The sequence below is a fragment of the Pandoraea sp. CB10b_02 genome (genome assembly GCF_002216225.1).
GTDB classification, from domain to species: domain Bacteria; phylum Pseudomonadota; class Gammaproteobacteria; order Burkholderiales; family Burkholderiaceae; genus Pandoraea; species Pandoraea nosoerga.
The window spans coordinates 96,907-106,143 of the sequence record NZ_NJGW02000016.1 but is presented as its reverse complement, the minus strand read 5'-3'; the positions used below and the strand labels follow the sequence as shown (position 1 = coordinate 106,143).

Annotated in this window: 12 protein-coding genes; all 12 read left to right on the top strand. The window is 68.7% G+C overall.

Annotated features, from left to right (window positions below; genetic code table 11):
• The first annotated feature begins 152 nt into the window (after positions 1 to 152).
• The 12 genes from CDN36_RS16785 (at position 153) to CDN36_RS16730 (ending at position 9,212) form a co-directional block, all read left to right on the top strand.
• A complete protein-coding gene (locus tag CDN36_RS16785; protein WP_287497333.1) occupies positions 153 to 455 on the top strand; it encodes a flagellar biosynthesis anti-sigma factor FlgM in 303 nt (100 codons plus the stop codon).
• A complete protein-coding gene (gene flgN / locus CDN36_RS16780) occupies positions 452 to 907 on the top strand; it encodes a flagellar export chaperone FlgN (protein ID WP_287497332.1) in 456 nt (151 codons plus the stop codon). Before CDN36_RS16785 ends, flgN begins: the two co-directional genes overlap by 4 nt.
• A gap of 34 nt (positions 908 to 941) precedes the next feature.
• On the top strand, positions 942 to 1,532 hold the full coding sequence (gene flgB / locus CDN36_RS16775; protein WP_306345266.1) for a flagellar basal body rod protein FlgB: 591 nt from the start codon (positions 942 to 944) through the stop codon (positions 1,530 to 1,532).
• A gap of 2 nt (positions 1,533 to 1,534) precedes the next feature.
• Entirely contained in the window at positions 1,535 to 1,945 is a 411-nt protein-coding gene (flgC, locus tag CDN36_RS16770) for a flagellar basal body rod protein FlgC (protein ID WP_150556608.1), read from the top strand.
• Positions 1,946 to 1,963: 18 nt separating this feature from the next.
• Positions 1,964 to 2,695 carry a flagellar hook assembly protein FlgD gene (locus CDN36_RS16765; protein ID WP_287497331.1) on the top strand — a complete coding sequence of 244 codons (732 nt, stop codon included), beginning with the start codon at positions 1,964 to 1,966 and terminating at the stop codon, positions 2,693 to 2,695.
• Positions 2,696 to 2,709: 14 nt separating this feature from the next.
• Entirely contained in the window at positions 2,710 to 3,810 is a 1,101-nt protein-coding gene (locus tag CDN36_RS16760) for a flagellar hook protein FlgE (protein ID WP_150556484.1), read from the top strand.
• A gap of 4 nt (positions 3,811 to 3,814) precedes the next feature.
• On the top strand, positions 3,815 to 4,546 hold the full coding sequence (locus CDN36_RS16755) for a flagellar basal body rod protein FlgF (protein WP_287497330.1): 732 nt from the start codon (positions 3,815 to 3,817) through the stop codon (positions 4,544 to 4,546).
• Positions 4,547 to 4,705: 159 nt separating this feature from the next.
• Positions 4,706 to 5,494: a flagellar basal-body rod protein FlgG gene (gene flgG / locus CDN36_RS16750; protein WP_287497329.1), complete on the top strand. Its 789-nt coding sequence runs from the start codon at positions 4,706 to 4,708 to the stop codon at positions 5,492 to 5,494.
• Positions 5,495 to 5,590: 96 nt separating this feature from the next.
• Entirely contained in the window at positions 5,591 to 6,241 is a 651-nt protein-coding gene (gene flgH, locus CDN36_RS16745; RefSeq protein WP_370750435.1) for a flagellar basal body L-ring protein FlgH, read from the top strand.
• A 10-nt stretch (positions 6,242 to 6,251) separates the two neighbouring features.
• Entirely contained in the window at positions 6,252 to 7,478 is a 1,227-nt protein-coding gene (locus tag CDN36_RS16740) for a flagellar basal body P-ring protein FlgI (protein ID WP_287497328.1), read from the top strand.
• 16 nt (positions 7,479 to 7,494) lie between these two features.
• Positions 7,495 to 7,851, top strand: a complete 357-nt coding sequence (locus CDN36_RS16735; RefSeq protein ID WP_287497327.1) for a peptidoglycan hydrolase — start codon at positions 7,495 to 7,497, stop codon at positions 7,849 to 7,851.
• Positions 7,852 to 7,880: 29 nt separating this feature from the next.
• On the top strand, positions 7,881 to 9,212 hold the full coding sequence (locus tag CDN36_RS16730) for a FlgK family flagellar hook-associated protein (protein WP_150556488.1): 1,332 nt from the start codon (positions 7,881 to 7,883) through the stop codon (positions 9,210 to 9,212).
• Positions 9,213 to 9,237: the final 25 nt, after the last annotated feature.

Below are 9,237 nucleotides of genomic sequence, written 5' to 3'. Positions count from 1 at the left end.
GCGTGCAACGCCAGCCCGAACGAATTCGCAAGTATTTCGAGCACGGCCCTGTTCGCTATGCAGCTTGATACAAGTTCACAGGGGCCGGATCAATAACAAGCGGCGCCGGTCCGTCGCCTGGTTCTAGTGAACCCTGATCCGTGGAACTGCTCATGACCAAGATCGACTCGATTTCATCCATCGCGCCCATCGACGGCGCGCCCGTGCGCCGCACGGCGGCCGAGGCGCCGCGGCCTTCCATGTCCTCGGCGGCGCTGGCGGGCCGGCCGGCGCGCACGGCGCCGCAGGGCGCCGGAGAATGGCTGATGAACGCGCGCGCCGCCATCGAATCGGTACCGCGCGTCGACGCCGTCAAGGTCGCGCGCCTGAAGGCGATGCTGGCCAATGGCGATTTGCCGTTCGATGGCGAGCGCGTGGCCGACTGCATTCTCGATCGTCACGGGATGGTGCGTTGAGCGCCGCCGAACACGAACGCCGCCGCGCCTGCGTCGCGCGCCTCGTGGCCGACGTCGACGCCGATCTTGCGGACTATCGGCGCCTGATCGCGGTGCTCGACGCGTTGCATCGCGCGCTCGCCGGCGAGCATCTCGATGCGCTGGCCCGAACGCACGAGGCGGCGCTGCAACTGGTGAGCCGGCTGCGCACGCGCGCGCGTCGGCGGGTGCAATGCCTCGAGCAGGCGTTCGGCGCAACGTCCGCGAACACGATGGCGCCCGTGATGCGCTGGCTGGCAACCGACGCCCCCGAAGCCTACGAGACGTTTGCATCGCGCTGGACGTCGCTTCAGACGATCGCGGCGCGCTGCAAGACGATCAACGCGCGCAATCTGCGCGACATCGGTGCGAGGCTGCAGGCGCTCGACGTCGTTCTCTCCCCTATGGCCGCCACCTACGCGCCGCAACGGTAACGCGTCCACGGTCTGCCGCGCGGCAGTCGTGTCCATGGCCAATGCACCTCGACGTCGGCACGTCACCATGGCAGGGCCACGTCGCATTGCGATTTCCGCCAGCCGCCTGCACCCATGCGTCGAGCAAATCGCCCAAAACGCTTCGGGGCGCTTGGGAAAATTGTCAATTTCCCGCGATTTTGCGTCGATTTCCGATAGCTGCGCCGACAATGGGACGGTCATGTCATCAGCCACCCACGGAGGCGAAATCTTGCAAACATTCTTTTCCCAGGCGGTCGGCGTTCATGCGGCCACCCTGCAGGCGCGTGAGGCGCGCACTCGCGTGCTGGCGGCGAATCTCGCGAACGAGGCGACGCCCGGCTATCAGGCGCGCGACCTTGATTTCGCCGAACAGGTGCGCTGGCATCTCGAGGCCGGCGCGCGCGCAGACGCGCTCGGCGCCGCCGGGCCGGCCGACGCCTTGCGCTATCGCGTGCCGATGCAGACGCGCGCCGACGGCAACACCGTCGAGCTTGGCGTCGAGCAGGCGCTCTTCGCGCAGAACCTGTCGGACTGGCAAGCCAGCCTGTCGTTTCTGAACCGGCGCCTCGCCGGCTTGCACAAGATCATCGAGGGAGGCCGTTGACGATGAGCTTCCGGGAGATCGCGGCCATCGCCGGCTCCGCGATGGCGGCACAGACCATCCGGCTAAACACTGTCGCGAGCAATCTCGCAAATGCCAGTGCCGTGGCCGCGGATGCGGACGCCGCCTATCGCGCGCGCAAGCCGGTGTTCGCGACCGTACTGGGCGCGGCGCAAGGTGCGCAGCACGTACAGGTCGTCGACATCTACGAAAGCGAGGACTTGCCTCGCGTGGCGCACGAGCCGGGCAATCCGCTGGCGGACGAGGACGGGAACGTCTTTTACGCGAACGTGAATGCGATCGAGGAGATGACCGACATGCTCGACGCCTCGCGGGCGTTCCAAACCAACCTTGAAGTGCTGGCCCGCGTGCGCGCGGCGCAGCAGGAACTGTTACGACTGGGAGAGCGCGGATGACGCCAATGATCGACAGCGGTGCGGGCGACGCGGCGCGCGCCGCGGCCCGCACGGGTACGGGAATCGGGGGAGTCGGGGGAATCGGGGGAATCGGGGGAATCGGGGGGGGGCCGGGCGATAGGGGCGCCGGCGCCCGGCGAGGCCGCCAGCGACACGCGCGACATGTTCACGAAGCTGCTGGTGGCGCAGATCCGCCACCAGGACCCGCTCAATCCGAGCGATCCGGCGCAGTTCGTCGCGCAGCTCACCCAGATGAGCCAGACCGACGCCATGCACGACGTGAGTCGCCGCGTGCTCGACCAGACCAAGGCGCTCGCGAGCATGCAGGCGTTCGCGCTCGGCGGCCACGTTGGCCGTGAAGTGAGCGTAGCGGTGGAGCGCGTGGTGCGCGCCGACGGCGGCGCGGTCCGTGGCGCTGTCGAGCTGCCCGAGCACACCCGACGCGCCGAGATCGTGCTGCGCGACAGTCGCGGCGTGTCCGTGCGCAAGGCGATCGTGCCGTCGCCCAACGCTCAGACGGCGTTCCATCTCGACGACGCGTGGTTTGCCGAGCACAGGCTCGGTGCGGGAACCTACGCGATTCACGCCGAGGCGGATGGCCAGCGGCTGCCGGTGCGGGTCACCGGACAACTGACGCGCGTGCACCTGGACGGCGGACAGGCGCGCGTGGATGTCGCGGGCGTCGACAGCCGCATCGACGCCGCGAGCCTGGTGGAACTATCGGGCGGCGCGTCGCCGCACGCGAGCTAATCAAGGAGTTCAGCATGAGTTTCGATATCGCCCTGTCGGGCATCAACGCCATCAATCAGTCGCTCGAGACGATTTCGCAAAACATCTCCAACGTCGGTACCCATGGCTACAAGTCGGGCACCACCAGTTTCGCGTCGGCCATGGCGGGCGCGCAGCCTGGAGGAGTACGCGCCAATGGCACACGTTATTCGCTGAACGCGAACGGCAGCCTTCGCACGTCCGCGGACCCATTGCATCAGGCGATTCAGGGCGGTGGCTTCTTCGTGCTCAAGGAGACGAACGGCCAACGTGTGTACTCGCGCGTGGGTGACTTCAGCGTGGACAAGGACAATCGCCTCGTGGACGGCGCCGGGCGCGTCGTGCAGGGGTTCGCCGGTGGCCAGTCGAATGTCTCGGACGTGACGATCGACAAGCGTCCGGTGCCTGCGCTGCCGAGCCGGAGCATTGCCATTGCGGGGCGGCTGCCCAGCCCGCTGCCCCCGGCGCCTACGCAAATCGGCGAGGCGTCCGTGACGTTCCGTGACGCTAACGGCGACGTCGCGGTGAGAACGCTGCGCTTCTCCTCGACGGCGACTCAGGGGGTCGTGCAGGTCTCCGAAGTCAACGGCGGCAACGAAACGGTGGTAGGCACCCTGGATACGGCGACGATGGGGTTCACATCGGCTAACGCCGGCACGCTGCCCGAACTCGACTTCAGCGGCATGACGCATCAGTTGGGCGCCTTCGCCGCCAACGCGACCGAAGTCGGCGGCCGCGAGGCCGGCGAGTTCGTCCGCGCGCGCATCGAGCAGGATGGCTCGGTGGTCGCGGAGTACAGCAACGGCACGACCCAGACGCAGTACCAGCTCGCGCTTGGGGAATTCGCCAACGTCGGCGGCCTGGCGCCGGCGGACGGCACTGTCTGGCGCGAAACCGGCACGTCGGGTCTCGCGCAACTGCGCCGTCCCGGCGAGGGCGCCACCGGCGTGCTCGTGGGGAAGTCGCTCGAAGGGTCCAACGTGAACGTGACGGACCAGCTCGTGGACCTGATGTCCGCGCAGCGCAATTACCAGGCGAACACCAAGGTCATCTCCACGCAGAACGAGATGATGCGCAACCTCATGCAATCGATCTGACGCCATGGACGCCCTCATCTATACGGCGATGTCCGGAGCCCAGCGCGCCCAGGACGCGCAACAGGTCGTGGCGCACAACCTCGCCAACGCGACGACCACGGGCTTTCGCGCCAAGCTGGCGGTCGCGCAGGCGGGCGAACTGCCCGGCGCGGGACTGCCCTCGCGCCACTTCGCCATGCAGGCGCGGGCCGGCATCGACACCACGCCCGGTGTGCTCGAGGCGACGGGTCGGGCGCTCGATGTCGCCATCGACGGCCAGGGCTATCTCGCGCTCGCGGCACTTCCGGGCGACGGCGTGGACGTCGTCTATTCGCGCGGCGGATCGCTCACGCTCGACGGCGACGGCACGTTGCGATTGCACGGACGGGCGGTACTGGGCGACGGCGGGCCGGTAGTCGTGCCCCCGCATCGGGAAGTCGATATCGACGCGGACGGCACGCTCGCCGTGGCGTTCGACGGCGACAGCGAACTCGTGCCCGTCGCGCGCCTGCGGCGCGTGCTTGCCATGCCGGGTGCCATGCGCGGCGTGGGCGGCGGCGTGCTCGTGGCCGACGGCGACACGTTGCCGGGCGACGGCGTGACGCTGCGCGGCGCGCATCTGGAGGCGAGCAACGTCTCGGCCGTCGGCGCCATGGTGCAGAGCATGAACGCAAGCCGCGACTTCGAGATGCAGATGCGCGTGCTAAAGGTCGCCGACGAACTCGCCGAAGGAGGCAACCGTCTCATGCGCGCCTGATACCGGTGCAGCGCGGCATGGCCCGCATCGCGGACCGTATGGGGCGCCACATGAGAGGCCTTTGAGATGTCTGTAGGAGGCCGCGTATGTCTGTATGTGGTCCACACTCGAGAATCGTCCGACGCCCCGACTTCAAAAACTCTCTTTTCCTGACATCCGATGAATCCCGCACTTCTCATCGCCCGCACGGCGGTCCATGCGCAGGACGCGCAATTGCAGGCCATCGCCAACAACCTGGCGAACGTCAACACCACGGGCTTCAAACGCGACCGGCTCGCGTTCGAGGACACGTTCTATCGCGCTGTGCGTCCAGCCGGCGCGCGCACCCAGGCCGACAGGACGCTGCCCGGCGGTACGTACTTCGGCACGGGCGTGCGGCTGGCCGGCACGCAGAAGCAGTTCACCAACGGCGCGGAAAAGGACACGCACAACGAGCTCGACGTCGCCATCACGGGGCGTGGCTTCCTCCAGGTCGAAATGCCCGACGGCGAAACCGCGTACACGCGTGCCGGCAATCTGCGCCTTGACGTGGAGGGGCGTCTCGTGACGCAGGCCGGTCATCCGCTCGTCGGCGACATCGTGGTGCCGCCCGGCGCCCGCGACGTGACGATCAGCGCGGACGGCGAAGTGAGCGCGGTGGAGGCGGGCGACACCGAACCCACCTCACTCGGCCGCCTGTTGCTGGCCGACTTCGTGAACCCGTCCGGCCTGCAGCCGCTCGGCGGCAACCTGTTTGCGCGCACGAGCGCGAGCGGCCCCGCCATCGAAGGCAGCCCGGGCGAGGAAAACCTCGGTCTGCTGCGACAGAAGGCGCTCGAAGGTTCGAACGTCGTCGCGGTCGAAGAGATGGTGAACATGATCACGGCGCAGCGCGCCTACGAGATGAGCACCAAGGTGCTGTCGGCGGCCGACAACATGATGCAAAGCCTCGCGCAAGTCGCGCGATAACGGGGGAATACGGCAATGACGCACGGAAATGGCGGTCGTGTGCGCGATGTCCTCCCGCGTCATCGCATGGCGGGCTTGCGCACGCGCCAGACGGCGCTGGTGCGGTGGGCGCCGGCAGCGCTGGCGCTCGCGCTGGCCGGCTGCGCGGGGTTCGTGCCGCCCACGCTCGAAGAAAGCGACGACTTGCCGAGCACGGCCGAGATGTCGTCGGCCGGACAGGCGGGCGGTCTGTTCTCGCCCGGGCACGCGCTGTCGCTCACCTCGGACCAGCGCGCCTTTCGCGCGGGCGACGTACTCACCATCGTGCTGCAGGAACAGACGCAGGCGAGCAAGCGTGCGGGCACGCGCATGGACAAGCGCAGCGAGATGTCCGTCGACGACGCCACGCTCATGGGGCGGCCGCTCGTCGGAGATACGTCGCTCGGCGCGAGCCGGAGATTTCGCGGCGACACTTCGAGCTCCGCACAGAACACGTTGCGCGGTGCCATCACGGTGGTCGTGCATCGCGTGCTGCCCGGCGGCCTGCTGCATGTGCGCGGCGAGAAGCGGCTGTTCCTGAACCAGGGCGAGGAGACGGTGCGCGTGGCCGGTTACGTGCGTGCCGGCGACATCGACACGACCAATCGCGTGTCGTCGCTGCGCGTGGCCAATGCGCGCATCCAGTACTTCGGTACCGGCGCACTGGCCGACAGCAACAACCCCGGCTGGCTGACGCGCTTTTTCAACAGCCAGTTCGCGCCGCTCTGAGGACATCGTCATGTTCAGAATGCTCGGCGCGCTCGCGCGCCCGGTCCGTGCGGGGCGGCTATCCTCGCTGATGTCGATGTCGATGTCGATGTCGATGTCGATGTCGATGTCGATGTCGCGGGGGCTGCCCGCCGTGGCGGCCGCCGCGCTCGTCGCCATTGTGCTCCTCGGCACGCTTGGCGCGCCGCTCGCGCATGCGCAGACGGTGCGCAACTACGTCAACGTCGAAGGCGTGCGCGACAACCAGCTCGTGGGCTATGGCCTCGTCGTCGGGCTCGCCGGCACCGGCGACGGCCCGCGCTCGCGGCATTCGAGTCAGTCGCTGGCCAATCTGCTCAAGCAATTCGGCGTGAGCATGCCGGATAACGTGCGACTGCGCTCGCGCAATGTCGCCGCGGTCATGGTAAGCGCGACATACCCGTCCGGTTTCCTGCGAGGGCAGACCATCGACGTCACGGTGTCGTCGATGGGCGACGCACGCAGTTTGCGAGGCGGCACGCTGCTGCTCACGCAATTGCGTGCGGTGGACGGCCAGACGTATGCGCTCGCGCAAGGCAATCTCGTGGTGAGCGCCATGCAGGCCGAGGGGCGCAGCGGGTCGCGCGTTCAGAAGAACACCCCCACGGCAGGGCGCATTCCCAACGGCGCGACCATCGAGCAGGAGATTCCCATGCCGGTGGGCGAGGGCGGCGCCATGCGTCTGAGCCTGAAACGTCCCGACTTTCAACTCGCGGCGAACATCGCGGACGCCATCAATGCGCGCTTCGGCGAGCGCACCGCGCAGGCCAGGAACGGCAGCACGATCGAAGTGGTCGCGCCCGACGACGCCGACGCGCGCGTGCGTTTTCTCGCGGATATCCACTCGCTGCCGGTGCCCGGTGTGAGCCGTGTGCCGCGCGCGGTGATCAACGCGCGCTCGGGGACCGTCGTGATCTCGCGGGGCGTGACCGTGCGCCCGGTAGCCGTATCGCATGGCTCGCTGCGCGTGACGGTGAGCGAGTCGCCGATGCTGTCGCAGCCGGCGCCGTTCTCGCGCGGGCGGACCGCGCTTGCGCCGCGATCGCGCATCGACGTCGAGGAGGACGGCGCGGACATCCACGTGTGGCCGGCCGGCGTGGACCTGCAGACCATCGTCGACAGTCTGCGGCGCTCCGGCGCGACACCGGACGACGTCATCGCGATCTTGCAGGCGCTCGACGAGGCAGGCGCGCTCGACGGCGAGCTGCACGTCATTTGATCGACCGGAGGACCCCATGACACTCGCCATGACACTCGCCATGACACCCCCCATGACACCCTATCACTTGCCAATTTCCGCGTCCGGGTCGCCTGAGTACGGTGCGGGCGCACCGATTCCGCGCCCCGGTGCGGAGCTCGAGGCGGCCGCCGAGCAGTTCGAGGCGATCTTCATCGCCCGGCTGCTGGGCGAGATGCGCCGCGCCACACAGGCCCTCAGGGACGACGGCGAGGGCGCCGGCGGGCTCGGCAGGCGCGAGCGCGCGGCGGACGGCCTGCACGAATGGGCCGACACGCAAGTGGCGCAGGCGCTCGCCGCACGCCGTGCGTTCGGCATTGCCGACACCATCGTGCGGCAGATGGCGCAGCGCTGACATCACCGGAACGGAACAGGCCACTTACGATGAATATGCTCAATATCGCCACGCAAGGCGTGAAAACTGCACAGTCGCTACTCGACAACGAGGCGCTCAACATCTCGCAGATGGGAAACCCGGCGTACACGCGTCGCGAAGTTCGCGTGACTTCGCGCGCCGATGGTACGGCGCAGGCCGGCGACGCGGCGCGCGCAGCGGGCCTGGCGCAACGCGAACGGCTATGGCGCGCGGTGTCGAACGCGAGCGAGCTCGAGGTGCAGAAACCGCACGCCGAGGCGTTGCTCACCCAACTGGGCGGCAGCGACGTGGCCAGCGATCCGCTGGGCTTGCGAGACTTCATCAAGGCGCTCGATCACGAAGCGCAGACCACGGGAGGCGACGTACACGCCGACGAGGTCTTCGCGGCGTTGGGGCGCGTGGCGGAGCGGACCAGCGCGATGTTCGCGTCGCTGGCGCGCCTGCGCGGCGACCTGAACTCGGTCCGGGCGGGCGAGGCGGAAAAGGTAAACCGGCTCACGGCCAGCGTGGCGGAACTGAATCGCCTGCATCGTCTTGCCCCGGATGCGGCCGGACGGCTCGCCATCGAGGATCAGCGCGATCAGGCGCTCGGCGAACTGGCCGCGCTGCTCGACCTCGACGTGCACGAGGACGCGAGCGGTGCGTACCACGTGCTCACGCGCGGTGGGCAGCCGCTCGTGCTGGGCGGGCGTGCCGCGCAGCTCGAGGCGCAGGCGGATGGCGGTTACACGCTGAGTGCGGGCGCGTCGCGCGTGAGCGTGCCGGCCGAGGGCCTTGGCGGCCGGCTGGGCGGGCTCGATCGCTTCCTCACGCGTGAGCTCGACCGGCGCATCGGGGAGGTGACTGAAGTCGCCCGCACCGTGGCCGAGCAGCTCAACCGCGCGCATGCCGACAGGGCGACGGGGCCTTTTGCCGGCACGCCGTTGCTCTCGCTCACGAGCGGTGCGGATGGTGTGCCCAGGATGCAACGCACCATCGGGCGCGCGGAGGACCTGGCGCTGCGCGTCGACAGCGCCCAGGGAAACGGCACGACGCTGCGTCGTCTGAGGGGCGCGCTCGATGCGAGCGTCGCGCTGTCCGGGCGCTCCGGCGTCACGCTCGTCGAGGCAATGAGTGCCCTGGCGGGCGAAACCGGCCGTCGCGCGAGCGAGATCGCCGCAAGCGCCGGCTCCGCGGAAGCCGTGCTCGTGTCCGCGCGCACGCAATTTCAGAAGCAGGCCGGCGTGGACGAGACCGAGGCCGGAGGATCGCTCATGGCGTACATGAAGCTGTACCGAGCCAACGCGCGTGTGGCCTCGGTCGCCAACGAACTGTTCGACGCCACGCTCGCGATGGTCTGAGCGGCGCGCGTCAAAGGAAGACATC

What these genes read in the sequence shown, in the direction of transcription:
- CDN36_RS16785 (WP_287497333.1), top strand. Translation starts at nt 153, where the DNA reads ATGACCAAGATCGACTCGATTTCATCCATCGCGCCCATCGACGGCGCG.
- flgB (WP_306345266.1), top strand. Translation starts at nt 942, where the DNA reads ATGGCCAATGCACCTCGACGTCGGCACGTCACCATGGCAGGGCCACGT.
- flgC (WP_150556608.1), top strand. Translation starts at nt 1,535, where the DNA reads ATGAGCTTCCGGGAGATCGCGGCCATCGCCGGCTCCGCGATGGCGGCA.
- CDN36_RS16760 (WP_150556484.1), top strand. Translation starts at nt 2,710, where the DNA reads ATGAGTTTCGATATCGCCCTGTCGGGCATCAACGCCATCAATCAGTCG.
- CDN36_RS16755 (WP_287497330.1), top strand. Translation starts at nt 3,815, where the DNA reads ATGGACGCCCTCATCTATACGGCGATGTCCGGAGCCCAGCGCGCCCAG.
- flgG (WP_287497329.1), top strand. Translation starts at nt 4,706, where the DNA reads ATGAATCCCGCACTTCTCATCGCCCGCACGGCGGTCCATGCGCAGGAC.
- CDN36_RS16740 (WP_287497328.1), top strand. Translation starts at nt 6,252, where the DNA reads ATGTTCAGAATGCTCGGCGCGCTCGCGCGCCCGGTCCGTGCGGGGCGG.
- CDN36_RS16735 (WP_287497327.1), top strand. Translation starts at nt 7,495, where the DNA reads ATGACACTCGCCATGACACTCGCCATGACACCCCCCATGACACCCTAT.
- CDN36_RS16730 (WP_150556488.1), top strand. Translation starts at nt 7,881, where the DNA reads ATGAATATGCTCAATATCGCCACGCAAGGCGTGAAAACTGCACAGTCG.